At 72.9% G+C, this 25,308-nt stretch carries 19 protein-coding genes, 1 tRNA gene and 1 pseudogene; 15 read left to right on the top strand and 6 right to left on the bottom strand.

Features of this window, described 5'->3' with window-relative positions; genetic code table 11:
• The first annotated feature begins 140 nt into the window (after positions 1-140).
• Positions 141-422 (top strand): HU family DNA-binding protein, encoded by a 282-nt coding sequence (locus ACH4S8_RS38365; protein ID WP_103549419.1) that lies wholly within the window; start codon positions 141-143, stop codon positions 420-422.
• 409 nt (positions 423-831) lie between these two features.
• Here ACH4S8_RS38365 and murA read toward each other — a convergent pair whose 3' ends face one another.
• Positions 832-2,172, bottom strand: a complete 1,341-nt coding sequence (murA, locus tag ACH4S8_RS38360) for a UDP-N-acetylglucosamine 1-carboxyvinyltransferase (RefSeq protein ID WP_339129611.1) — start codon at positions 2,170-2,172, stop codon at positions 832-834.
• 281 nt (positions 2,173-2,453) lie between these two features.
• Between murA and ACH4S8_RS38355 the strand changes: the two genes are divergently transcribed.
• The 8 genes from ACH4S8_RS38355 to ACH4S8_RS38320 all read left to right on the top strand — a co-directional run bounded on the left by ACH4S8_RS38355 (position 2,454) and on the right by ACH4S8_RS38320 (position 12,736).
• Positions 2,454-3,026: a YqgE/AlgH family protein gene (locus ACH4S8_RS38355; protein ID WP_398402710.1), complete on the top strand. Its 573-nt coding sequence runs from the start codon at positions 2,454-2,456 to the stop codon at positions 3,024-3,026.
• Between the two features lie 86 nt (positions 3,027-3,112).
• Positions 3,113-3,412 carry a DUF3039 domain-containing protein gene (locus ACH4S8_RS38350; protein WP_351861896.1) on the top strand — a complete coding sequence of 100 codons (300 nt, stop codon included), beginning with the start codon at positions 3,113-3,115 and terminating at the stop codon, positions 3,410-3,412.
• 1,176 nt (positions 3,413-4,588) lie between these two features.
• A complete protein-coding gene (locus tag ACH4S8_RS38345; RefSeq protein ID WP_398402707.1) occupies positions 4,589-6,247 on the top strand; it encodes a beta-N-acetylhexosaminidase in 1,659 nt (552 codons plus the stop codon).
• Between the two features lie 278 nt (positions 6,248-6,525).
• The gene (locus ACH4S8_RS38340) at positions 6,526-7,419 is read left to right on the top strand and encodes an FAD binding domain-containing protein (protein ID WP_398402705.1); all 894 of its coding nucleotides are present in this window, start codon (positions 6,526-6,528) and stop codon (positions 7,417-7,419) included.
• Entirely contained in the window at positions 7,416-8,873 is a 1,458-nt protein-coding gene (locus ACH4S8_RS38335) for a 2Fe-2S iron-sulfur cluster-binding protein (protein ID WP_398402703.1), read from the top strand. The genes ACH4S8_RS38340 and ACH4S8_RS38335 overlap by 4 nt, the downstream gene beginning before the upstream one ends.
• The gene (locus ACH4S8_RS38330; RefSeq protein ID WP_398402701.1) at positions 8,870-11,176 is read left to right on the top strand and encodes a xanthine dehydrogenase family protein molybdopterin-binding subunit; all 2,307 of its coding nucleotides are present in this window, start codon (positions 8,870-8,872) and stop codon (positions 11,174-11,176) included. The genes ACH4S8_RS38335 and ACH4S8_RS38330 overlap by 4 nt, the downstream gene beginning before the upstream one ends.
• The gene (locus tag ACH4S8_RS38325) at positions 11,173-11,358 is read left to right on the top strand and encodes a hypothetical protein (protein WP_398402699.1); all 186 of its coding nucleotides are present in this window, start codon (positions 11,173-11,175) and stop codon (positions 11,356-11,358) included. Before ACH4S8_RS38330 ends, ACH4S8_RS38325 begins: the two co-directional genes overlap by 4 nt.
• A gap of 211 nt (positions 11,359-11,569) precedes the next feature.
• Positions 11,570-12,736, top strand: a complete 1,167-nt coding sequence (locus tag ACH4S8_RS38320) for an SUKH-4 family immunity protein (RefSeq protein ID WP_398402697.1) — start codon at positions 11,570-11,572, stop codon at positions 12,734-12,736.
• A 66-nt stretch (positions 12,737-12,802) separates the two neighbouring features.
• Here the strand turns inward: ACH4S8_RS38320 and ACH4S8_RS38315 are convergent.
• Positions 12,803-12,877 (bottom strand) — tRNA-Cys (locus ACH4S8_RS38315).
• Between the two features lie 248 nt (positions 12,878-13,125).
• Here ACH4S8_RS38315 and ACH4S8_RS38310 point away from each other — a divergent pair.
• The 4 genes from ACH4S8_RS38310 (at position 13,126) to ACH4S8_RS38295 (ending at position 18,810) form a co-directional block, all read left to right on the top strand.
• Entirely contained in the window at positions 13,126-14,574 is a 1,449-nt protein-coding gene (locus tag ACH4S8_RS38310; protein WP_398402695.1) for an MFS transporter, read from the top strand.
• A gap of 309 nt (positions 14,575-14,883) precedes the next feature.
• Entirely contained in the window at positions 14,884-16,686 is a 1,803-nt protein-coding gene (locus ACH4S8_RS38305; RefSeq protein ID WP_398402693.1) for a DEAD/DEAH box helicase, read from the top strand.
• A 507-nt stretch (positions 16,687-17,193) separates the two neighbouring features.
• A complete protein-coding gene (locus tag ACH4S8_RS38300; RefSeq protein WP_398402691.1) occupies positions 17,194-17,835 on the top strand; it encodes an IclR family transcriptional regulator in 642 nt (213 codons plus the stop codon).
• A gap of 186 nt (positions 17,836-18,021) precedes the next feature.
• Complete coding sequence (locus tag ACH4S8_RS38295) at positions 18,022-18,810, top strand: PDZ domain-containing protein (RefSeq protein ID WP_398402689.1); 789 nt, start codon at positions 18,022-18,024, stop codon at positions 18,808-18,810.
• Positions 18,811-18,872: 62 nt separating this feature from the next.
• Here ACH4S8_RS38295 and ACH4S8_RS38290 read toward each other — a convergent pair whose 3' ends face one another.
• The 3 genes from ACH4S8_RS38290 to ACH4S8_RS38280 form a co-directional block, all read right to left on the bottom strand.
• Positions 18,873-19,061: a hypothetical protein gene (locus ACH4S8_RS38290; RefSeq protein ID WP_398402687.1), complete on the bottom strand. Its 189-nt coding sequence runs from the start codon at positions 19,059-19,061 to the stop codon at positions 18,873-18,875.
• A 159-nt stretch (positions 19,062-19,220) separates the two neighbouring features.
• Complete coding sequence (locus tag ACH4S8_RS38285) at positions 19,221-19,865, bottom strand: ArsR/SmtB family transcription factor (RefSeq protein ID WP_398402685.1); 645 nt, start codon at positions 19,863-19,865, stop codon at positions 19,221-19,223.
• 139 nt (positions 19,866-20,004) lie between these two features.
• Entirely contained in the window at positions 20,005-20,475 is a 471-nt protein-coding gene (locus ACH4S8_RS38280) for an Lrp/AsnC family transcriptional regulator (RefSeq protein WP_398402683.1), read from the bottom strand.
• A gap of 122 nt (positions 20,476-20,597) precedes the next feature.
• On the opposite strand from ACH4S8_RS38280, the gene hppD reads away from it, so the two are divergent.
• Positions 20,598-21,743, top strand: coding sequence for a 4-hydroxyphenylpyruvate dioxygenase (gene hppD / locus ACH4S8_RS38275; RefSeq protein WP_398402681.1), 1,146 nt, complete (start codon positions 20,598-20,600; stop codon positions 21,741-21,743).
• A gap of 544 nt (positions 21,744-22,287) precedes the next feature.
• Here the strand turns inward: hppD and ACH4S8_RS38270 are convergent.
• Positions 22,288-23,778: pseudogene (locus ACH4S8_RS38270) on the bottom strand (tetratricopeptide repeat protein); the annotation flags it as partial.
• 92 nt (positions 23,779-23,870) lie between these two features.
• On the opposite strand from ACH4S8_RS38270, the gene ACH4S8_RS38265 reads away from it, so the two are divergent.
• On the top strand, positions 23,871-25,286 hold the full coding sequence (locus ACH4S8_RS38265; RefSeq protein ID WP_398402679.1) for an FAD-binding oxidoreductase: 1,416 nt from the start codon (positions 23,871-23,873) through the stop codon (positions 25,284-25,286).
• Positions 25,287-25,308: the final 22 nt, after the last annotated feature.

Raw genomic sequence — 25,308 nt, 5'->3', positions numbered from 1 at the left:
TCTTCGGGCGCGACGGTCTGGCTACGGACCCGGGTCCGGGAGCCGACCGAGGTCCCTGGCAGCATCGGCTTCACTGTGCCCGATATGCGGCTCCGCCGCGTGGCACGCCTCAACAGCAAGAAGAACACGGGAGTAACAACATGAACCGCAGTGAGCTGGTGGCCGCGCTGGCCGACCGCGCCGAGGTGACCCGCAAGGACGCCGACGCCGTTCTGGCCGCTTTCGCCGAGACCGTCGGCGAGATCGTCGCCAAGGGCGACGAGAAGGTGACCATCCCCGGCTTCCTGACCTTCGAGCGCACCCACCGTGCCGCTCGCACCGCGCGCAACCCGCAGACCGGCGACCCGATCCAGATCCCGGCCGGCTTCAGCGTGAAGGTCTCCGCGGGCAGCAAGCTCAAGGAAGCCGCCAAGGGCAAGTAAGCCCGGCGCCGGTACGTTCCCCGCGGACGCGGGACGCGGGAGCCGTACCAGGCCCAGCAAACGCCGATGGGGCGGCCCCTTTCAGGGGGGCCGCCCCATCGTCGTGGGCGGATCGGTCCGCCGTGCTGCCAGCCGAGCGCTTTGCCCGGCAGTTCGGCCTTCGCGCCCAGCGCGATGGGCTTGTCCGTGCTGTGTCTGTCCGGGGGGGGGGTGACCCCCGGGCCCCCAGCCGGAAGAGCGGCCGGCTGGGGCGGAGTCGTGAGGCTGGGGTCAGCCGAGTGCCTTGCCCGGCAGTTCGGCCTTCGCGCCCAGCGCGATGGGCTTGTCCGTGCTGTGTCTGTCCGGGGGGGTGACCCCCGGGCCCCCAGCCGGAAGAGCGGCCGGCTGGGGCGGAGTCGTGAGGCTGGGGTCAGCCGAGTGCCTTGCCCGGCAGTTCGACCTTCGCGCCCAGCGCGATGAGCTTGTCCATGAAGTTCTCGTAACCGCGGTTGATCAGGTCGATGCCGTGGACGCGGGACGTGCCCTGCGCCGCCAGCGCCGCGATCAGGTACGAGAAGCCGCCGCGCAGGTCGGGGATGACCAGGTCGGCGCCCTGCAGCTTCGTCGGACCCGAAACGACCGCGGAGTGCAGGAAGTTGCGCTGGCCGAAGCGGCAGACCGAGCCGCCGAGGCACTCGCGGTAGAGCTGGATGTGCGCGCCCATCTGGTTCAGCGCGGACGTGAAGCCCAGCCGGGACTCGTACACCGTCTCGTGGATGATCGACAGGCCGGTGGCCTGCGTCAGGGCCACGACCAGCGGCTGCTGCCAGTCCGTCTGGAAGCCGGGGTGGACGTCCGTCTCCAGCGCGATGGACTTGAGCTGCGAGCCCGGGTGCCAGAAGCGGATGCCCTCGTCGTCGATCTCGAACGCGCCGCCCACCTTGCGGTAGGTGTTCAGGAACGTCATCATCGACCGCTGCTGGGCGCCGCGGACGTAGATGTTTCCCTCGGTCGCCAGCGCCGCGGAAGCCCACGAGGCGGCCTCCAGGCGGTCCGGGAGGGCCGCGTGCGTGTAACCGCCGAGCGAGTCCACACCGGTGATGCGGATCGTCCGGTCGGTGTCCATCGCGATGATGGCACCCATCTTCTGCAGGACGCAGATCAGGTCCTCGATCTCCGGCTCCACGGCCGCGTTCGAGAGCTCCGTGACGCCCTCCGCGAGGACGGCGGTCAGCAGCACCTGCTCGGTCGCGCCGACCGACGGGTACGGGAGCTGGATCTTGGTGCCGCGCAGCCGCTGCGGGGCCTCCAGGTACTGGCCGTCCTCCCGCTTCTCGATCTTCGCGCCGAACTGCCGCAGCACCTCGAAGTGGAAGTCGATCGGCCGGCCGCCGATGTCGCAGCCGCCGAGGCCCGGGATGAAGGCGTGGCCCAGACGGTGCAGCAGCGGGCCGCAGAAGAGGATCGGGATGCGCGACGAGCCCGCGTGGGCATCGATGTCGGCGACGTTCGCGCTCTCGACGTGCGAGGGGTCGAGGATCAGCTCACCGGGCTCCTCGCCCGGACGGACGGTCACACCGTGCAACTGCAGCAGCCCGCGTACGACACGTACGTCGCGGATGTCGGGGACATTGCGCAGCCGGCTCGGCCCGCTGCCCAGCAGGGCGGCGACCATGGCCTTCGGTACGAGGTTCTTCGCACCGCGGACACGGATCTCGCCCTCAAGCGGGGTTCCGCCATGGACAAGCAGGACATCGTCGTTGACGGTCATGTATCTCGCGTTCCGATGAGTTGGGCAGGCGTGGGTCGTCGGCAGGCCGGTCGTACGGGAGCCGAACAGCAAGGGTAATGGCCCCCCACCCCGGTGCAGTAAGCCCGAGCAGGACTCAGCTGGGTCATAGCTTGGACACAACACGAACCGTTCCGAATCGGGCACACGGGGTCACTGTCGGCGGTGTGCGCGGGCAACGCTTCGTTGCGCCCTGAGCTGCATTCACTCCCGTACGTGCATTGGCTCCCCACATGGAGGGAATGTGCGGGATCATGTCTGGCATGACCGAGGTGTCCTCGCTCACAGGGCGGCTGCTCGTGGCCACGCCCGCCCTGGCGGACCCGAACTTCGACCGTGCGGTGGTGCTGCTCCTCGACCACGACGAGGAGGGCTCCCTCGGTGTCGTCCTCAACCGTCCGACCCCGGTGGGTGTCGGCGACATCCTGGAGAACTGGGCCGGCCTGGCCGGGGAGCCGGGCGTCGTCTTCCAGGGCGGCCCCGTCTCGCTGGACTCCGCGCTGGGGGTGGCGGTCATCCCGGGCGGCACGGCGGGGGAGCGCGCGCCGCTCGGCTGGCGGCGGGTGCACGGCGCGATCGGTCTGGTGGACCTGGAGGCCCCGCCCGAGCTTCTCGCCTCCGCCCTCGGCTCCCTGCGCATCTTCGCCGGATACGCGGGCTGGGGGCCGGGCCAGCTGGAGAGCGAACTGGTCGACGGCGCCTGGTACGTCGTCGAGTCCGAGCCCGGTGACGTCTCCTCCCCGGCGCCGGAACGCCTGTGGCGCGAGGTCCTGCGCCGCCAGCGCAGCGAACTGGCGATGGTGGCGACGTACCCCGACGACCCCTCCCTCAACTGACCGGCGCACCCGCCCCCGAGGCTCGTGCCGAAGGCGCGCGCCCCTTCCCTCAACTGATGGGTCCGAGCCCCAGTACCCTTGGGTTCATGAGCACTCTTGAGCCTGAGACCCAGCCCCAGCGAGGCACGGGGACGGGGACCCTCGTGGAGCCGACGCCGCAGGTGTCGCACGGCGACGGGGACCACGAGCGCTTCGCCCATTACGTCCAGAAGGACAAGATCATGGCGAGCGCGCTGGACGGCACGCCCGTGGTGGCGCTGTGCGGCAAGGTGTGGGTGCCGGGCCGTGACCCGAAGAAGTACCCCGTGTGTCCCATGTGCAAGGAGATCTTCGAGTCCATGGGCGCCGGTGGCGGCGACCAGGGCAAGGGCGGCGACAAGAAGTAGCGCCGGGACACCGTCCCCGGCGCGGTACGCCGCGCAGACCGAACACGGCCGTGACGCCCCTGGTGGGGGGTGCCGCGGCCGTGTCGTGCGCGGGGCCGGGCCGTTCTCCGCGGAGTTCCGTGATCACAGAGTGGTGTAGACCTCTTGTGGCCGGGTTCGCGTATTCCATAGCCTCCGGAGTGTTGTGCGCCGCGAAACCGGCATTGCGCATACCGCAACACCCTGCCCGGAGGCCCCGATGAAGCCCAGCGCCCACCCCGGCCCGCCGTGATCCCGGGGGTGACCGGGTCCGTGCCGGGCCCCGCCCCGTACCCGCCCCGGCCCGCCGCGGCCCGGACGGGGACCACTGCTGCGCCGCTCGGCGTCGAGTGCCCGCGGACCGCCACGGTCGGGTCGGTGGCCACCGCCGGGCCGACGCCGGACCGGTGGGCGCCCGGTGCCCGGCCGGCCGGGCGGAGGCCGTCGTGTCCCCGTTCCGGAGGGTGCCGTCTTCCCGCGGGGGTTTTCCGTGCTCCGTGACACGGCGGGAATTGTCCGCCCGTCGCCCGGAGGTATCGGAGGTATGCGCGCGGCAAGCCCTGCCGAGATCGTCTCCGCGTCCACCGGAATTCTCCCGGCGGCGGCGCCGGAACGATTCCGCTTCCGATTCCGGGACGCCGCGCCGATCATGTTCCCGGCCTCCGGGGCATGCCCGCCGAAGCCCCGCAGAACCTCTCTTCCTCTTCCCGCGGGACTTCGTCCGGCCGCACGCGGCCCGTTCACCGATCGTGCCGCCCGCGGCCTTCTCGCGGCCCTTCGCGACCGTGCTGTCCCGCGGTTTCCCCCGGGCCGTCGCGGACGCGCGCGAGGCGGCCGGAGCGCGTCGTGCGCGTTTTCTCCGGCGGATCGCTTTCCCGCCCCCTTCTCCCCGGATCGCGGCCGCCGGGACGTTTTCCGGCGCCCGCAGGGAGGGAAGGGTTTCCCCTTCCCGGCCCCCTTCCCGGCCCCCTTCTCCCCGGCGCCGTCGTGGCCGGTCCGCGCGGATGTCCCCGGCCGTCACGCGCGGGCCGGAGAACCCGACCGGACGGTACGGCGGTCCTCTCCGTGGTGACGGCGATTCGGGTGCCGGTCTTCCTCGTACGCGAACCCCCAGCGACTCGTCTCCGGACCCGGCGGCGGTAAAGGACTGAAGGACGGATGGACATGATGGATACGGGTCTGATTCCCGCTCCCCTCGTCGTCGAAGGCGCCCCGCACGGACGGTTCACGCTGGACGCGGACACCGTCCTGTGGGCCGCGCCGGGCACGGACGCCACCGGACGCTGGCTCTCCTCGGCTCTCGGCGCCGCACTCGGACTACCGCTGCGACCTGGGACCGAGGACGCTCCGGGGGCCGTACGCCTGCTCCTCGACGACACCCTGGGGCCGGAGGCGTACCGGCTGGGCGTCGGCGACGACGGCGTCGAGATCCGCGGCGGCGACGCGGCCGGGGTCTTCTGGGGCGCCCAGACGCTGCGCCAACTGCTCGGCCCCGACGCATTCCGCCGCGCCCCGGTCCGTCCCGGGACGGTGTACGAAATCGAGTACGGAACCATCGAGGACGCACCCCGATTCCGCTGGCGCGGTCTGATGCTCGACGTCTCCCGGCACTTCATGCCCAAGGAAGGCGTCCTGCGCTACCTCGATCTGCTGGCCGCGCACAAACTCAACGTCTTCCACTTTCATCTCACCGACGACCAGGGGTGGCGTGTTCAGATCAAGCGCTACCCGAGGCTGACGGAGATCGGTTCCTGGCGGGCACGCACCAAATTCGGCCACCGTGCCTCACCGCTGTGGGAGGAGAAGCCGCACGGAGGCTTCTACACCCAGGACGACATCCGGGAGATCGTCGCCTACGCGGCCGAGCGGCATATCGCCGTCGTCCCCGAAATCGACATCCCCGGCCACTCGCAGGCGGCCATCGCCGCGTATCCGGAACTGGGCAACACCGACGTCATCGACACGACCTCCCTGACCGTCTGGGACAACTGGGGCGTCTCCAAAAACGTACTCGCCCCCACTGACAACACCCTGCGCTTCTACGAGGGGGTCTTCGAGGAACTCCTCGACCTGTTCCCGGCGGACCCCGGCCGCTTCCCGGAGTTCTCCGGTTTCTTCCACATCGGGGGCGACGAGTGCGCCAAGGACCAATGGCGGGAGTCGGCCGTCGCGCAGGCGCGCATCAGGGAACTCGGGCTCGCCGACGAGGACGAGCTGCAGTCCTGGTTCATCCGGCACTTCGACACCTGGCTGTCCGCGCGCGGACGCCGGCTGATCGGTTGGGACGAGATCCTGGAGGGCGGTCTCGCGCCGGGCGCCGCGGTGTCGTCGTGGCGCGGCTACCAGGGCGGCGTCACGGCCGCGCGCGCGGGCCACGACGTCGTCATGTGCCCCGAGCAGCACGTGTACCTGGACTACCGCCAGGCCGCGGGCGAGGACGAACCGGTGCCGATCGCCTATGTGCGCACCCTGGAGGACGTCTACCGCTTCGAGCCGGTTCCACCGCAGCTCACCGAGGCGGAGGCGCGGCACGTGCTGGGCACGCAGGCCAACGTGTGGACCGAGGTGATGGAGGACCCCGCGCGCGTGGACTACCAGGCGTTCCCGCGGCTCGCCGCCTTCGCCGAGGTCGCCTGGAGCCGTCTGCCGGCCCCCGGGGAACGGGACTTCGCCGGCTTCGAACGGCGGATGGACGCCCACTACGGGCGGCTCGACGCCCTCGGCGTGGCCTACCGGGCGCCCGCGGGTCCGAGGCCCTGGCAGCGGCGGCCCGGGGTGCTCGGACGCCCGCTCGAGGGAGCGCCCCCGAACGTGTGAGACCGCTCACGGCGCCCGGCTCCGGCGCCAGTGCCCCGGAGCCGTTGCGCCGCAAGGAAAAAGGCCCCAGGGGTCACCGAAGGGTGACAATCGGTTTCCATCGGTGATGCCGTGCGAAAACCGGCCATCTGCCTGGTGAGGCGGGCGAATGCCTCCTAGCGGACCCCTGCGTCGAGGGCCCGGGAAGATGTGCCAGAGTTGCCACGTCCGCCCTGTCAGCACGTACCGTACGGCAGCACAGGTGGGACCAGGTGGGGCAGCGGGAAGGGGCAACCGGTTTGACCACGCACGCACCGCAGACGGCGCAGGCCGTGACGCTGCCCGTCTCGCTGGACGAGGCGGTGGCGGCGCTGTCCGCCATGCCCACGGCCGTTCCGGTCGCGGGTGGCACGGACCTGATGGCCGCGGTGAACTCCGGACAGCTCAGGCCGGCCGCGCTCGTCGGCCTCGGCCGGATCACCGAGATCCGCGGCTGGCAGTACCAGGACGGCCACGCGCTGCTCGGCGCGGGCCTCACGCACGCCCGCATGGGCCGACCCGACTTCGCCGCCCTCATCCCGGCGCTCGCGGCCGCCGCGCGGGCGGCCGGACCGCCCCAGATCCGCAACGCCGGCACCCTCGGCGGCAACATCGCCTCGGCCGCTCCCACGGGCGACGCGCTGCCCGTACTGGCCGCCCTGGAAGCCACGCTGATCATCGCGGGGCCGGGCGGAGCCCGCCGCGAGATCCCCGTGTCGCACCTGCTCGCCGGCGTGGACATGCTCCGCGGCGGAGAACTCATCGGCTACGTGCGCGTGCCGCTGCTGCACGCCCCGCAGGTCTTCCTGAAGGCCACCGGCCGCACCGGACCCGGGCGCGCCATCGCCTCCGTGGCGGTCGTCCTCGACCCGGCCCGGCGCGGTGTGCGCTGCGCCGTCGGCGCCATAGCGCCGATGCCGCTGCGGCCGCTGGACGCCGAGGCCTGGGTGGCCCAGCTGATCGACTGGGACAACAACCGCGCCATCGTCCCGGAGGCGCTGACCGCCTTCGGCGAGTACGTGGCCGCGGCCTGCATCCCGGACCCCGTCCCCGCCGAGGACGGAACCCTGGCACCGCTTCCGCCCGCCGTACTGCATCTGCGGCGTACCGTCGCCGCGCTGGCCCGACGAGCACTTGGAAGGGCACTGTCGTGACCGACGACCAGCACGAAGAGGGCGCTTCGCGCGGTGGGAGCCGCTGGGACCCGCTGCCCCAGGGTGACTACGACGACGGGGCCACCGCCTTCGTCAAGCTCCCCGAGGGCGGCATAGAAGCACTCCTCGCCAGCCGCGAGCCGCTCGCCGCGCCCGGACACGGCTACGTGCCCCCGCAGATCACCGTGACGCCGGCCCCGCACGAGGCGGCGGACCCGGCCGCCGGCGGAACCTGGGCCGGTCAGGACGGCACCGGCCAGTGGCCGGCTTCCGGCACCGCACAGCCGGGAGCGGGCACCCACGACGACCGGTTCGCGTACCACCCCGGGTCCACCGGACAGTGGCAGTTCGACGACGGCACGGGCCGCGGCCAGGGACAGGACCCCGGACACGACGTGACCGGGCAGTGGTCGATCCCGGTGGCCGGAGGCGACCTCCCGGACGAGTCGGGCGAGTTCACCACCTCGGCGCTCGTCGAGCAGTGGGGCGGCACACCGCCCGCCACCCTCCCCGGCGGGGCGTCCGCGCCCTGGGCCGGCGAGATCGGACAGCCGTGGACCGCCGACGTCCACGAGGCGGTCACCGAGGCCCCCGCAGGGCCCGAGGGGCATCCCGGAGCCGGACCGGCCGCGCAGGCCGTCCAGGAGTCCGTACAGCCCGCTCAGGAGGCCCCTGAGACAGCCGCCGACCCCGAGCCCGTGGCCGCGGGGACGCACGAGGTGTCCGAGCCGGATCCGGCGCACGAGGCCGCCGTGGCGGGCGACGGGACGCCGGACACCGGCCTGCCGGCCCCGTCCGGACACGACGACCACCCCCTCGCCTCCTACGTCCTGCGCGTCAACGGCACCGACCGGCCCGTCACCGACGCCTGGATCGGCGAGTCGCTGCTCTACGTGCTGCGCGAGCGGCTCGGCCTCGCGGGCGCCAAGGACGGCTGCTCGCAGGGCGAGTGCGGCGCCTGCAACGTCCAGGTGGACGGCCGGCTCGTGGCGTCCTGCCTGGTGCCCGGCGTCACCGCCGCCGGCAGCGAGGTGCGCACCGTCGAGGGCCTGGCCGCCGACGGACAGCCCTCCGACGTCCAGCGGGCGCTGGCCAAGTGCGGTGCCGTGCAGTGCGGTTTCTGCGTACCCGGCATGGCCATGACCCTGCACGACCTGCTGGAGGGCAACCCCGCGCCGACCGAGCTGGAGACCCGCCAGGCCCTGTGCGGCAACCTGTGCCGCTGCTCCGGCTACCGCGGCGTCCTGGACGCCGTGCGCGAGGTCGTCGCCGAACGCGAGGCGCACTCCGCCGCCGCGGCCGAAACCGCCCCCGAGGCGGACGAGGCCCGCATCCCGCACCAGGCCGGTCCCGGCGCCGGCGGTGTCCACCCGTCCGCCTACCAGGACGGCGTCGCCTACGGTTCACCGGCACAGCACGACCAGCCGTACGGCCAGGACGGAGGCCAGGCGTGACCAACCAAGCCGCGACCGCGACACCGGTGGCGCCCGAGGCGGGCCCCGAGCCCCTGCCGCACGGGCTCGGCGTCTCGCTGCCCGCCGCCGAGGACCGTGCCAAGACCGAGGGCACCTTCCCGTACGCCGCCGACCTGTGGGCCGAGGGCCTGCTGTGGGCCGCCGTGCTCCGCTCGCCCCACCCGCACGCCCGCATCGTGTCCATCGACACCAGCCACGCGCGCGAGATGCCCGGCGTACGCGCCGTCATCACCCACGAGGACGTGCCCGGCACCCCGCTGCACGGCCGCGGCAGAGCCGACCGTCCGGTGTTCGCCTCCGACGTCGTACGCCACCACGGCGAGCCCATCGCGGCCGTCGCCGCCGACCACCCGGACACCGCGCGGATGGCCGCCGCCGCCGTCATCGTCGAGTACGAGGTGCTCGAACCGGTCACCGACCCGGAGCACGCCTTCGAGGCCGAACCGCTGCACCCCGACGGCAACCTGATCCGGCACATCCCGCTGCGCCACGGCGACCCGGACGCGGTCGGCGAGGTCGTCGTCGAGGGCCTGTACCGCATCGGCCGCCAGGACCCCGCACCCATCGGCGCCGAGGCCGGACTCGCCGTGCCCCGCCCCGACGGCGGCGTCGAGCTCTACATCGCCTCCACCGACCCGCACAGCGACCGCGACGCGGCCGCCGCCTGCTACGGCCTCGAACCCGCGCGCGTGAAGGTCGTCGTCACCGGTGTCCCCGGAGCCACCGCCGACCGCGAGGACCAGGGCTTCCAGCTGGCGCTCGGCCTGCTCGCCCTGGCGACCGGCTGCCCGGTGAAACTCACCGCCACGCGCGAGGAGTCCTTCCTCGGCCACGCCCACCGGCACCCGACCCTGCTGCGCTACCGGCACCACGCCGACGCCGAGGGCAATCTGGTCAAGGTCGAGGCACAGATCCTGCTCGACGCGGGCGCCTACGCCGACACCTCCGGCGAGTCGCTGGCCGCCGCGGTCTCCTTCGCCTGCGGCCCCTACGTCGTCCCGAACGCCTTCATCGAGGGCTGGGCCGTCCGCACCAACAACCCCCCCTCGGGGCACGTGCGCGGCGAGGGCGCCCTCCAGGTCTGCGCCGCCTACGAGGCCCAGATGGACAAGCTGGCCAAGAAACTCGGCGTCGACCCCGCGGAACTGCGCCTGCGCAACGTCATGGCCACGGGCGACGTCCTGCCGACCGGCCAGACGGTGACCTGCCCGGCGCCCGTCGCCGAGCTGCTCCAGGCCGTACGCGACTACCCGCTGCCCGCCCTGCCCAAGGACACGCCCGAGGACGAGTGGCTGCTGCCCGGCGGACCCGAGGGCGCGGGCGAACCCGGCGCCGTGCGCCGAGGTGTCGGCTACGGACTGGGCATGGTGCACATGCTCGGCGCCGAGGGCACGGACGAGGTCTCGACGGCCACCGTGAAGGTCCACGACGGCGTCGCCACCGTGCTCTGCGCGGCCGTGGAGACCGGCCAGGGCTTCACCACGCTGGCCCGGCAGATCGTCCAGGAGACCCTCGGCATCGACGAGGTGCACGTGGCCCCGGTCGACACGGACCAGCCCCCGGCCGGTCCGAGCTGCCGCGGACGGCACACCTGGGTGTCCGGCGGAGCGGTGGAGCGCGCGGCCAAGATGGTCCGTACGCAGCTGCTGCAGCCCCTGGCGCACAAGTTCGGGATGTCCACCGAGCTGCTCCAGATCACCGACGGCAAGATCACCTCGTACGACGGAATGCTGTCGACCACGGTCAGCGAGGCGATGGACGGCAAGGAGCTGTGGGCGACCGCACAGTGCCGCCCGCACCCGACCGAACCGCTGGACGAGGCCGGCCAGGGCGACGCCTTCGTGGGCCTCGCCTTCTGCGCCATCCGCGCGGTGGTGGACGTCGACATCGAACTCGGCTCGGTCCGGGTCGTGGAGCTCGCGCTCGCCCAGGACGTCGGCCGCATCCTCAACCCGGCCCAGCTGACGGCCCGTATCGAGGCGGGCGTCACCCAGGGCGTGGGCGCGGCGCTGACCGAGAACCTGCGGACCAACCGCGGCCTCGTCCGCCACCCCGACCTCACCGGCTACGCCCTGCCGACCGCCCTGGACGTGCCCGACATCCGCATCGTCAAGCTGGTCGAGGAGCGCGACGTGGTCGCCCCCTTCGGCGCCAAGGCGGCCAGTGCGGTACCGGTCGTGACCTCGCCCGCGGCCATCGCGTCCGCCGTACGGGCGGCCACCGGCCGTCCGGTCAACCGGCTGCCGATCCGCCCGCAGGCGGCCGTGGTGACGGCCTCGTGAGCGCGCCGGAGCCGGTGTCCGGCGACCCCTCGCCGGACGGCCCCGCCCCGGCCGTCCCCGGCGCCGGGGACGGGCAGCCGCGCTACGAACCCCCGCCCAGCATGGGGAAGCTGCTGGCCTGGGTGCTGCTGTTCGTGCTGGCGGCCGTCGTCGTCGTCCTGGGCGGCGTGTACTTCACCTGACACCCGCCGCGGCACCACCCGCCGGCGGCACCGCCCGCCCCGGCGTCGGGCCCGCCCCCGACGGTTTCCGTTCCGTGGATGGCTTGTTCGCGCGCCCCCTGGCGTTGTCAGTGGGGCGGCGTATCGTTCTGGCTCGATGGGGAACCGCCGTGGAACGACCGGCTGTTCCCCTCCGGGGGAAGCACGGAGCGTTCACATGCGCGGGGGAGCCATGAGCACGACTGACACCGATGTCGGCGGCGCGATCACACTGACCGACGACGAGCTGGATCCGTTCGTCACCCACACGGGCACCCGAGACCGGCTCACCGGACCCGGACTGCCCCGCGACGGCGCGCTGCTCGCGTTCGGCGCCCTGCGGGAGCACGGCCTGCGCACCGTCGCCGACCTGGCGGGCGACGCCGACAAACTCGCCGGGGAACTGCGCGACCGGCTCGTCGTCGGGGCGCTGCGCAGCCTCGACCGGGACCTGGAGTCGATCCTGCTGGACGGGACGACGGGCGAGGTCTCCTCGGCGTACGTCCGGCAGAATCCCGTCCATCTGGACCTCTCCCCGCTGGCGCCCTCCCTGGACGCCCTGCTGAGCTTCGCCGCGGCCACCGAGGAACTGACGCTGTCCCGGGGCCGTACCGGCCCGTTCGGCCCGAAGGCGGTCGCGCAGGTCTCGGACCGGCTGAGCGCCGTCTTCGAGGACGCCGCAGGCGAGGACGTGCCGCCGTACTGGCGGATGGCCGCCCTGATCCGCCCGCTCGCCCGGATCGCCGGACCCGGTGAGGGGCTCGTCCTCGGCCTGCCGAAGCGGCTGCTGGACGAGGAGTTCGGCGCGGGCGAGATCATGCGCTTCGAGGACGTCGACTTCCCGCCCGCCCTGACGCACGAGCCGACCCGCCGCTTCCTGCGGGAGTCGGGCCTGCCCGAGGACGGCTTCCTCTTCCAGCTGGACACCGAGATGCCCCTGCCGGCCCTCACCGAGTACTACGCGGACGAGCGTCCCGACGCGTTCTCCGCCGGCCTGCTCCCGGCCGCCGCCGACCGCCTGATACGCCTCGGCCCCCTCATGGAGGACACGAGCCTGGTGATGGACGGCACCACGGGCGCCGTCCTCGCCTGGAGCGAGCCGGACCTCACCCTGCGCCCGCTCAACGCGGACATCTCCACCCTGGCGTTCACCCTCTGGCTCCTGCACCGGGAGAAGACCGTCGACGCGGCCCACCACCTCAGCGACTCCTACGAACAGCTCGCCGCCACCCTGACCCAGACCCTCGCCACCGTCGACCCCGCCTCCTGCGACCGGACCCCGGCACTCCCGGGCGACGACGGCCGGCGCCACTGGCCGGAGCTGTTCGAGGACCGCTCCGTCGGCATGCTGTACGCGTAACGGCCCCGGCCGCCTCGCCCGACCGACGGAAACGGCCGCCCCGAAACGGGACGGCCGGCTTCCGCATGGAGACCGTGGCGGGATTCGAACCCACGTAACTCGAGTTGCAGTCGAGCCCCTGAACCACTCGGGCACACGGTCGTTCTCAGGTGCGGCACGGCTCACTCGTTCCGGACCTGATGGAACGACCGTAGGCGGGGTGCGGGAGCGGGCTCAAGGGTTCCGGGGCGGCCGCAACGCGACTGCCACACGCCGTTCACGAAAGGCGGGGCGGACCGCCGGAACAGGGCCGCGCGACGGCCGGGGGAGTGGTCCTAGGACCAAAGGACTGCTTGATCACCGTCTCCCGACAGCAGTCAACGAAAGGTGCGCACCTTACGCTGGCCGGCATGACAGCAGTGGAAGCGGGCGAGGCCGCGACGGTTTTCTCCGCGGGCCGGAGCCAGGGCGAGGACGAGGACGGGGTGCTGGGCCGGGCCTACCGGGCGCTCACCATCGGGATCGTCTCCGTGGTCCTGGTCATCGCGTTCGAGGCGACGGCCGTGGGGACGGCGATGCCCGTCGCCGCGCGGGAACTCGACGGGGTCGCCCTGTACGCGTTCGCGTTCTCCGGCTACTTCACGACGAGCCTGTTCGGGATGGTGCTCGCCGGGCAGTGGTCCGACCGCGACGGGCCACTGGTCTCGCTGGCCTCGGGCATCGGCGCGTTCGCCGCGGGACTCCTGCTGTCCGGGACGGCCGGCGGCATGTGGGTGTTCATCCTCGGGCGGGCCGTCCAGGGACTCGGCGGCGGGCTCGTCATCGTCGCGCTCTACGTCGTCGTCGGGCGGGCCTATCCGCAGCGGCTGCGCCCCGCGATCATGGCGGCGTTCGCGGCGGCCTGGGTGGTGCCGTCCGTGGTCGGACCGCTCGCCGCGGGCACGGTCACCGAGCACCTCGGCTGGCGCTGGGTGTTCATCGGGATCCCGGCGCTGGTCGGCGTGCCGCTCGCGCTCGCGCTGCCGCAGATACGCAGGCGGGCGTCCGGGCCCGCCGGGGCGGGCGACCGCGCGCCGCTGGACCGGCGGCGCATCCGGCTGGCGTTCGCGATCGCGCTGGGCGCGGGGCTGCTCCAGTACGCCGCACAGGACCTGCGCCCGCTCTCCCTCCTGCCCGCCGCGGCCGGCGCCGCGCTGCTCGTTCCGGCCGTGCGCGGGCTGCTGCCCCACGGCACCTGGCGGGCGGCCCGCGGGCTGCCGTCCGTGGTACTGCTGCGCGGGGTCTCCGCCGGCTCCTTCATCGCCGCCGAGTCCTTCGTACCGCTGATGCTGGTCACCCAGCGGGGGCTGTCGCCGACACTCGCCGGGCTCTCGCTCGCGGCCGGCGGCGGGACCTGGGCGCTGGGTTCCTGGGTGCAGGCGCGGCCCCGCGTGGAGCCGTACCGGGAGCGCCTGATGTTCCTCGGGATGCTGCTGGTCGCGGCTGCCGTCGCCGCCGCGCCGAGTGTGCTGATCCCCGCCGTGCCGGTGTGGACCGTCGCCGTCGCCTGGGCGTTCGGCTGCTTCGGGATGGGCCTGGTGCTCGCCTCGACCAGCGTGCTGCTGCTCCAGCTCTCGCCCCCCGAGGAGGCCGGCGCCAACTCGGCCGCCCTGCAGATCTCCGACGCCCTGTCCAACGTGCTGCTGCTCGCCGTCGGCGGAGCGGCCTTCGCCGCTCTGGGCGGCGGCGCGGTGGCCGACGCGGCGACGGCGTCCGCCGCCCACAGCTCCCACCCGGCCGCCTTCGCCGCCGTGTTCCTGCCGATGGCCGGGACGGCGCTGGTGGGGGCGTGGGTGACCACGCGGCTGCGGGAGCGGTAGGCGCCCCGGCAGGGGGGATCCGCCGGCCGGCCCGGCCCCGGTCACCGGGGTTCCGGGCACGCGCCGTCATCGCCGGAGGCGGCCCGTGCGGGGCGCGGACCGGGGTGCCGGTGGTGCGGCCGGGTGATCTGTGACCTCAGTCCCATCCACCGCCGCCCCGGCCCGGTACGCACATCGTCGTCAGCCGGGCGCCGGTAAGGTGGCCCGGTTGTCATACGTAGCCGAGCCGCCCGCGCGCCTCCCGTCACGCACGACCGACGCGCCGCGCACGGGACCGGACGCTCCCAATCGACACCCAGACCGGAGACCGTGACTACCACCGCCGCCAGCGCCTCCCCGCACACCCACCACCTCTCGCCCGCCTTCCCCGGGCGGGCCCCCTGGGGCACCGCCAACAAGCTGCGTGCCTGGCAGCAGGGGGCGATGGAGAGGTACATCCAGGAGCAGCCGCGCGACTTCCTCGCCGTAGCCACCCCCGGCGCCGGAAAGACGACGTTCGCCCTGACCCTCGCGTCCTGGCTGCTGCACCACCACGTCGTGCAGCAGGTGACCGTCGTCGCGCCGACCGAGCACCTGAAGAAGCAGTGGGCCGAGGCCGCCGCGCGGGTGGGGATCAAGCTCGATCCCGAGTACAGCGCCGGGCCCCTCAGCAAGGAGTACCAGGGCGTCGCGGTGACGTACGCCGGTGTCGGGGTGCGGCCGATGCTGCACCGCAACCGCTCCGAGCAGCGCAAGACCCTCGTCATCCTCGACGAGATCCACCACGCCGGTGACAGCAAGTCGTGGGGCGAGGCCTGCCTGGAGGCGTTCGAGCCCGCCACCCGCCGGCTCGCGCTCACCGGTACGCCCTTCCGGTCCGACACCAACCCCATCCCCTTCGTCACGTACGAGGAGGGCAACGACGGCATCCGGCGGTCCTCGGCCGACTACACGTACGGCTACGGCAACGCGCTGGCCGACCACGTCGTGCGGCCGGTCATCTTCCTCTCCTACAGCGGCAACATGCGCTGGCGCACCAAGGCGGGCGACGAGATCGCGGCCCGGCTCGGCGAGCCGATGACCAAGGACGCCATCAGCCAGGCCTGGCGCACCGCGCTCGACCCGCGCGGCGAGTGGATGCCGAGCGTGCTGCGCGCCGCCGACCAGCGCCTGACCGAGGTGCGCAAGGGCATCCCGGACGCCGGGGCGCTCGTCATCGCCTCGGACCAGGACTCCGCGCGCGCGTACGCCAAGCTGATCCGCGAGATCACCGGCACCAAGGCCACCCTCGTGCTGTCCGACGACACCGGCGCCTCGAAGCGGATCGACGACTTCTCGGCGAGCAACGACCGGTGGATGGTCGCCGTCCGCATGGTGTCCGAGGGCGTCGACGTGCCGCGCCTGGCCGTCGGCGTGTACGCCACCACCATCTCGACCCCCCTCTTCTTCGCCCAGGCCGTCGGCCGCTTCGTGCGGTCCCGCAGGCGCGGCGAGACGGCGTCCGTGTTCCTGCCGACGGTCCCCGACCTCCTGACCTTCGCCAACGAGATGGAGGTCGAGCGCGACCACGCCCTCGACAAGCCGAAGAAGGAGGGCGAGGAGGACCCGTACGCCGAGTCCGAGAAGGAGATGGAGGAGGCGAACAAGGAGCAGGACGAGGACACCGGCGAGCAGGAGCAGTTCTCCTTCGAGGCGCTGGAGTCCGAGGCCGTCTTCGACCGGGTCCTCTACGACGGCGCCGAGTTCGGCATGCAGGCCCACCCGGGCAGCGCGGAGGAGCAGGACTACCTCGGCATCCCCGGGCTCCTCGAACCCGACCAGGTGCAGCTGCTGCTCCAGAAGCGGCAGGCCCGGCAGATCGCGCACAGCCGCAAGAAGCCGGACGAGGAGGCGGACCTCCTCGAACTGCCCGCCGAGCGGCGCCCCGTGGTCTCCCACAAGGAGATGCTGGAACTGCGCAAGCAGCTCAACACCATGGTCGGCGCGTACGTCCACCAGAGCGGCAAGCCGCACGGAGTGATCCACACCGAGCTGCGCCGCGTCTGCGGCGGCCCGCCGAGCGCGGAGGCCACGGCCGGACAGCTCCGGCAGCGGATCGCCAAGGTCCAGGAGTGGGCCACCCGGATGCGGTGACGCACCGGCGACGGAGCGTGCGGACCCGGTGGCGTCCGCGGGGAACCGGGACACGGGCCCGAGGCGTCCCTGCCTCGGGGTGACATGGTGAACCGGTTACCTCCGCGGCCGGTGGTATGCGGAACCCGGGGCGCGGGCCGCGGACGCCGTACCGAGGGGGCGTGCCGTGTTCCGGTGGGCGTCCGCCGCGGCTCGTGCGCTGTGTATACGAGCGGTGTGCGCCGAGTCGTGCACGCCCCGCGTTCTGGGACAAACGGAATCACTTCACACCCGCGGATGCCCGGATTCTGGACGGAGACTTCCGCTGAGCGGACCGGCTCGCTACTGTCCGGCTACGCACACGCCCCGTGGCAGCGCCGCCGCGGAGCGCAGCCGTGAAGCCCTTTCGGCCCGGGAAGAACCCGGGGCGTCGGCCGACCGGCGGCCTCTGAAGCGCGTCGCCGACGGGACTCGGTGCCGCATCCGCCGTGAAGGGGCCGTCGACCTCACCACTAAGGAGTGGGCGTCGTGACCGCGGAGACCTCTCAGACGCTCGACCGGGGACTGCGTGTCCTCAAGCTGCTCGCCGACACCGATCACGGGCTGACCGTCACCGAGCTCTCGAACAAGCTGGGCGTCAACCGGACCGTGGTGTACCGGTTGCTCGCCACACTGGAGCAGCACGCTCTCGTACGCCGTGATCTGGGCGGCCGTGCCCGGGTCGGGCTCGGCGTGCTGCGCCTGGGCCGCCAGGTGCATCCGCTGGTCCGCGAGGCCGCGCTGCCCGCACTGCGGGCGCTGGCCGAGGACATAGGCGCGACGGCCCATCTGACGCTGGTCGACGGGACGGAGGCGCTCGCCGTCGCCGTCGTCGAGCCGACCTGGACGGACTATCACGTGGCCTACCGCGCCGGTTTCCGGCACGCCCTGGACCGGGGAGCCGCGGGCCGCGCGATCCTCGCCGCCCGCCGGACGCCGGTGGAGGAGCCCGGATACACGCTCACCCACGGCGAGTTGGAGGCGGGCGCGTGCGGGGCCGCGGCACCGCTGATCGGGGTGACGGGGGTCGAGGGCAGCGTGGGAGTGGTCATGCTGGCGGACGCTGTACCGGAGCGGGTCGGCCCGCGTGTGGTCGACGCGGCCCGAGAGGTGGCGGACGCCCTGCGCTGAGGCGGCGGACGTCCTGCGCCGGACCGGGCCGTCCGGTCCGTACGGGGCCGCGTGCGATCCGTAGAGGCCGCGTCCGGTCCGTACGAGGCCGCGTGCGGTCCGTGCGGCAGCCGGGGTGGGGACCGAGGACGGAGGCCGAGGGACCTGTACGGAGGCTCCGCCGGGCGGTGACGTTAGATTGACCCCGTGCTCTCTCGCCTCACGCGCCCCAAAGCCGTCGCCGTCTGCGCCCTCCCCGTCGTGGCTCTGCTCGCCACGGCGGTGTTCGCGCCGCTGCCGTTCTCCCTGGCGCAGCCCGGCCTGACGGCGAACGTCCTCGGCGAGAACAAGGGCGAGCCGGTGATCACCATCAGCGGGGCGCCCACCCGCAACACCAGCGGCCAGCTGCGGATGACGACGATCGAGGCCACCGGCCCGGACGCGAACGTCTCCCTCGGCGACGTGCTCAGCGCCTGGTTCGCCACGGACAAGGCCGTGATGCCCCGCGACTCGGTCTATCCGAGCGGCGGCAGCGTCAAGGAGATCGAGCAGCACAACGCGAACGAGATGAAGCAGTCCCAGGACGCCGCCACCGAGGCGGCCCTCGGGTATCTGCACGAGAAGGGCGACGTGAAGGTCACGCTCAAGCTCGCCGACGTCGGCGGACCGAGCGCCGGACTCCTCTTCTCGCTCGGGATCGTCGACAAGCTGGACGGAGACGGCAGCGGGGGCGACCTGACGGGCGGCCGTGTCATCGCGGGTACGGGGACGATCGACGCCGACGGCAAGGTCGGAGCGGTCGGCGGGGTGAGCCTCAAGACCCAGGCGGCCCACCGTGACGGTGCGACCGTGTTCCTGGTGCCGAAGGCGGAGTGCTCGGACGCCAAGGCGGAGCTGCCGAAGAACCTCCGGCTGATCCCCGTGACCAGCCTCGAAGGAGCGGTGAACGCGCTCGTGGCCCTGGAGAGGAACAAGGGCTCGGTTCCGAGCTGCTAGCGGGCGGACCTGTCGGTCGTCGGTTGCCGGCCGGACCTGTCGACCGCCGGTGGCGCGGCCTGTCAGCAGGCGGCGACGGCCGCCCTCGGCGCGGACGCCAGCCGCAGACCGACCTCCACCAGGGTCCAGCCGACGCGGGCGCGCAGCCGGCCCGGGCTCTTCGTCTCGGCGGCGATCCGGTACGCGTCCGCCTCCGCACGCAGGTCGGCGGCGCGGACGTGCTGGAGCTGGAGACGGGTTTCGGGATGCATCGGAGTGACCTCTCTTCGGTGTGATCGAGCCGGGGTGGTCGTGCCGGGGTGGTCGTGCGGGCCGAGCGGTGCGAACGGTCCGTGCGAGCCGGGCGGGCGGTGCGAGCCGTCCGGTCCGGCCGATCCGGGCCGGTTCGGGCCGGCCCGAACCGGCCCGGATCAGTCCGAGGATTGCGGGAACACGTGCGTGTGGAAGCGAACTTGTTCCGCCTCGGGGTCGTCCTCGGGGCGTTCGAGAGCGCAGTAGCTGTCGAGCAGGTCGTGCATCTTCTTGATGAGTTCCTTGGCCTGCGCCGATGTCAGCCGGATCGTGAAGTCGCTCATGTCGCTGGCGAGGGTCCACTGGTCCGACCAGTCGTCCCGGGTGCCCAGCCAGGTCGACAGCTCGCGGGCGTGGGTGGTGGCCACCTCGTGCAGGAACACGTCGGCCGCCCCGCGCACCGCCGGATCGGGGTTGCTGAGCAGGTCCTCGCCGAAGTCCAGGCCCTGGTGCACGGCCTGCCACCAGCGCTCGCGCCCCTTGCCCCGCTCGGGGGCGTCCTCCACGAAGCCGTGCGCGGCGAGCTGGCGCAGGTGGTAGCTGGTCGCTCCGCTGGACTCGCCCAGCCGCTCGGCGAGCATCGAGGCGGTGGCCGGTCCCTTCTGGCGCAGGCTGCTCAGCAGCTCCATGCGCAGAGGGTGGGCGATCCCGCGCAGCGAGCGGGCGTCGAGACGGCGGTGCTGCGGGGGCTCGGGTGGCGGGGGAGGCGGCGGTGGCTGCGGCGGGAGGGGTGCTTCCGGGGGAAGCGGTGGCTGCTCCGTCATGCGTACAAAGATAGTGTTGCAAAGAATCCGTTGCAAGGGTTTCTTTGTAACTCGCCGCCGGGTCCGCCGGTCCGGCCGCGGCGGTGAAGTCGCCGCCCCTGTACGCCCGTTCGCCCCGCCGTGCGAACCGCTCCTCGGTTCAGCGCTCGGCCGCCGCCTGTTCCACGAGCGGGATGATCCGCAAGGGGACCGGGTTCTCCATGACGATCGCCGTGGAGGCCCGGACGATGCCGTCGAAACCGACGACCCGGTCGATCACGCGCTGGAGATCGGCGTTGGAGCGGGCCACGAGCCGGCACAGCATGTCCCCGCTGCCGGTCGTCGTGTGCAGTTCCAGCACCTCCGGCACGGTCGTCAGGTGGGCGCGTACGTCCGCGCCCTGTCCCTGCCGGATCTGGAGCGTGGCGAACGCCGTGACCGGATAGCCGAGCGCGGCCGGGTCGACCTGCGGACCGAAGCCCCGGATGACTCCGTTCGACTGGAGGCGGTCCAGCCGGGCCTGCACCGTCCCCCGGGCCACCCCGAGCCGCCGTGACATCTCCAGGACCCCGATGCGCGGCTCCTTCGCCAGCAGCACGAGCAGCCGCCCGTCCAGATGATCGATCGCCATGGGAGCCTCCGAGATGGTCATCATGTACAGAAAGCCCGGCCGTTCGGGCCTCTCGCTGCACACATTGTTCAGCTGACAGGCGAACTATTGCGCACCTTGCGGAACGGAGGGAGCCTGCGGCCATGACGCAGACCACACACGACACTCCCGACACCGCCCGGCAGGCCGATCCCTTCCCGGTCAAGGGAATGGACGCGGTCGTCTTCGCCGTCGGCAACGCCAAGCAGGCCGCCCACTACTACTCCACGGCCTTCGGCATGCGGCTCGTCGCGTACTCCGGACCGGAGAACGGCAGCCGCGAGACGGCGTCGTACGTCCTCGAGAACGGCTCGGCGCGCTTCGTGTTCACCTCGGTGATCAAGCCCGCCACCACCTGGGGCCACTTCCTGGCCGAGCACGTGGCGGAGCACGGCGACGGCGTCGTCGACCTCGCCATCGAGGTCCCGGACGCCCGCGCCGCCCACGCGTACGCCGTCGAGCACGGCGCCCGCTCGATCGCCGAGCCGTACGAGCTGAAGGACGAGAACGGCACGGTCGTCCTCGCCGCGATCGCCACGTACGGCAAGACCCGCCACACGCTCGTCGAGCGGCGCGGCTACGAGGGCCCCTACCTGCCCGGTTACGTGGCCGCCGCCCCGATCGTCGAGCCGCCCGCCCAGCGCACCTTCCAGGCCATCGACCACTGTGTGGGCAACGTCGAGCTCGGCCGGATGAACGAGTGGGTCGGCTTCTACAACAAGGTCATGGGCTTCACGAACATGAAGGAGTTCGTGGGCGACGACATCGCGACCGAGTACAGCGCGCTGATGTCGAAGGTCGTGGCCGACGGCACGCTCAAGGTCAAGTTCCCGATCAACGAGCCCGCCATCGCCAAGAAGAAGTCCCAGATCGACGAGTACCTGGAGTTCTACGGCGGCGCGGGCGTCCAGCACATCGCGCTGAACACGAACGACATCGTCGCGACCGTACGCACCATGCGCGCGGCCGGCGTCCAGTTCCTCGACACCCCGGACTCGTACTACGACACGCTCGGCGAGTGGGTCGGCGACACCCGGGTCCCCGTCGAGACCCTGCGCGAGCAGAAGATCCTCGCCGACCGCGACGAGGACGGCTACCTGCTCCAGATCTTCACCAAGCCGGTCCAGGACCGTCCGACCGTCTTCTTCGAGATCATCGAGCGGCACGGCTCGATGGGCTTCGGCAAGGGCAACTTCAAGGCCCTGTTCGAGGCGATCGAGCGCGAGCAGGAGAAGCGCGGCAACCTCTGAGACCGTGGAACGGGCCGTCCCTGACGGCGGCCCGACGGTCCCGGTGAGTCCGGTGGACGCCCGCACGGTGTCCACCGGACTCGTCCGTCGAGGAGCTCGCCGGACTTGCCCGCTCGGGAGTTCACCGCGCCGCGGGCTGTTCCGGCGGGACCGCCGGGCCGGGGGAGCCGGGTGACGGGGCCTGCCCCGATGTCCCCGCCGCCCCCGAAGGCCCGGCCGCGCCCGTCGCCCCCGCCGCGTCGCCGGAGCCCTCGGACGGACCGGACTCCCCGGGCCGACCGGCCGGATCGGGCCGACCGGGTTGGGCGGGCCGACCGGGCTGACCGGGCTGGGTGGAGTGCTCGGAGCGGGCGGACCCCTCCGGCCCCGTCGAACCCTCCGACCTCTGCGAGTCCCCGGAGTCCCCGGAGTTCCCGGAGTTCCCGGAGTTCCCGGAGTTCCCGGAGTTCCCGGAGTTCCCGGAGTTCCCGGAGTTCCCGGAGTTCCCGAAGTCCCCGGAGTTCCCGAAGTCCCCGGAGTTCCCGAAGTCCCCGGAGTCCCCCGACTCCTGCGGCGGGCCCCCGGCCGGCGGCTCGCCCAGCGCCGCCAGAGCCTCCTGAGCCGCGGGCACCAGCAGCGGCGAGAAGTACGGGTTGATCCGCAGCGCCTCGGAGAGATGCCGGCGGGCCGGACCGGACAGCCCCAGATCACGCTCGATCTGCCCCCGGTGGTAGGCGTACAGCGCACTGCGCACACCGCCCCCGTGCTCCTTGTCCGTGGCCCGCACCGCGAAGCCGAGCGCCTCCTCGTCACTCCCGGCGCGGTGCAGCGCCCAGCCCAGCGCGTCCGCCACCGCGATGCCGGGCTGCCGCCGCCATTCCGCGCGCAGCGCCCGTACCGCGGCCTGCGGGTCGCCGTGATCCGCCTCGAAGAGCCCGGCGACCGGTTCGTCGTCCACGCCCGCGGCGCCGTCCCGCCGCACCAGATCCCGCAGCAGGTCGTACTGCGCCCGCGCGTCCGCGCCGAGCCGGAGCTTGTCGTACAGCTCGCCCAGCTCCAGCGCGTAACGCGGTTCGGGCCGCTTCGCGAGCGCCGCCCGGTACGCGCGCAGCGCCTCCGCCGTGCGCCCCAGCGCCGCCAGCGCGCGCCCCTGCCCGGCCTGCGCGTCGTACGCGTCGGCGTCCGCGTCCGCCGCCGCCCGGTAGTGCTCCAGGGACTCCTGGACGTCGCCGCGTTCCCACGCGAGATCCCCGGCCTGCACGAGGAAGGCCGCCTGTCCGGACGGAGTGGCAGCACCCGCCGCGGCGTCCGAGAGCACCGCCGCCGCGTCCTCGCGCCGGCCGCGGTCCCGGTACACGCGCGCCGTGACGGCCTGCGCCGCCGGGCCGGAACGCAGGGCCGACAGTCGGGCGAGGGTCTTGTCCACGGCCTTGTGGTCACCGAGCCCGGTGTACGCGTCGATGAGCGCCGGATACGTCGTCCACCGCTTCGGCGCCAGCCTCGACGCGGCCTCGCCCCACCGCTTCGCGGCCCGGAAGTCGCCCCGCGCGTCGGCGAGGGAGGCGAGCCCCTCCAGCGCCGCCGCATTGCCCTCGGGCCGCACCCGCAGCGAGGTGCGCAGCGCCTTCTCCGCCTTCGGGTAGTACGCGACCGCCGCCGTCCGCCGCGCCCGCTCCGTGTACGCGAGGCCGAGCTCCGCCCACGACACGTCGTCCCGCGGACGGGCCCGCACCCGGGCCTCCCGGTCGTCGATGAGCGCGGCGAGATCGGGCAGCGCCGCGGGCACTCCGGCTTCCACCGCGCTCACCGCCCGCGCCACCGGACCCGGCGCGGGCCGCGGCGCCCCGCTCCGGTCCGGCGAGGACAGCACCAGCACACCGCCGAGCACGGCACAGCCGGCCGCCGCCGCGATCAGCGAGCGACGACGCGTGAGCGGGGAGCGGCGTGGACCGGAGGGCGCCGGGGACCGCTCGCCGGCGGGCTCCTCGGGCCGTCGGCCGGGCGGCGCCGCGCGCCCGGAGCCGACGGGCGCCGGCTGTCGCTCTTCGATCTCCATGCGGCTCACTGTGCGTCAATACGAAGACCGGGCCGCGGCACGCGAAGCGTCGCGCGGATGGGGTTCACACCGATGGCCCCGGGTGCGAACCTGTGATCATGAGCCGTATCGAAGCCCCGCACGACGAGGACACGGCAGCGACCGGCAGCCTCCTCGACCGTCTGCTGAGCGGCCTGCCGGCCGAGGCCGTCCTCACCGACCCGGACGTCACGGCCTCCTACGCCAACGACATGGCGAGCTTCTGCGAGGCGGGCACACCCGCCGTGGTCGTCCTGCCGCGCACGGTCGAGCAGGTCCAGCACGTCATGCGCGTCGCGACCGAACTGCGCGTCCCCGTCGTCCCGCAGGGCGCCCGCACCGGCCTGTCCGGAGCGGCCAACGCCAGCGACGGCTGTGTGGTGCTGTCCCTGGTGAGGATGGACCGCATCCTGGAGATCAACCCGGTCGACCGCATCGCCGTCGTCGAACCCGGCGTCGTCAACGCGGTGCTCTCCCGCGCCGTGGGCGAACACGGCCTGTACTACCCGCCGGACCCCTCCAGCTGGGAGACGTGCACCATCGGCGGCAACATCGGCACGGCCTCCGGCGGCCTGTGCTGCGTGAAGTACGGGGTGACGGCCGAGTACGTCCTCGGCCTCGACGTCGTCCTCGCCGACGGACGCCTGATGTCCACCGGGCGCAGGACCGCCAAGGGCGTCGCCGGCTACGACCTCACCCGCCTGTTCGTGGGCTCCGAGGGATCGCTCGGCATCGTCGTGCGGGCGGTCCTGGCGCTGAAGCCGCAGCCGCCCCGACAGCTCGTGCTGGCGGCCGAGTTCGGCTCGGCGCGGGCCGCCTGCGACGCCGTCTGCAAGATCATGGAGGGCGGTCATGTCCCGTCCCTGCTCGAACTGATGGACCGTACGACCGTCAAGGCCGTCAACGACCTCGCGCACATGGGTCTCCCGGAGACCACGGAGGCGCTGCTGCTCGCCGCCTTCGACAGCCACGACCCGGCGGCCGACCTCGCCCTCGTGGGCGCACTCTGCGAGGCCGCCGGCGCGACCCAGGTCGTCCCCGCCGAGGACGCCGCCGAGTCCGAACTCCTGCTCCAGGCAAGGCGGTTGTCGCTCACCGCACTGGAGGCGGTCAAGGGCACCACGATGATCGACGACGTGTGTGTGCCGCGCTCGCGGCTCGGCGACATGCTCGACGGCATCGAGCGCGTCGCCGAGAAGTACGCCCTCACCATCGGTGTGTGCGCCCACGCGGGCGACGGCAACACGCACCCCACCGTCTGCTTCGACGCAACCGATCCCGACGAGTCCCGGCGCGCCCGCGAGTCCTTCGACGAGATCATGGCCCTCGGACTGGAACTCGGCGGCACGATCACCGGTGAGCACGGTGTGGGCGTGCTGAAGAAGGAGTGGCTGGCCCGCGAGATCGGTCCGGTGGGCGTGGAGATGCAGCGGGCGGTCAAGGCGGCCTTCGACCCGCTGGGCCTGCTGAACCCGGGCAAGCTGTTCTGAGGTCCGGGGCCGGTCGTCCACC

The organism is Streptomyces sp. NPDC021080 (genome assembly GCF_044333225.1).
GTDB lineage: Bacteria > Actinomycetota > Actinomycetes > Streptomycetales > Streptomycetaceae > Streptomyces.
This window is presented reverse-complemented; position numbering and strand designations above follow the sequence as displayed.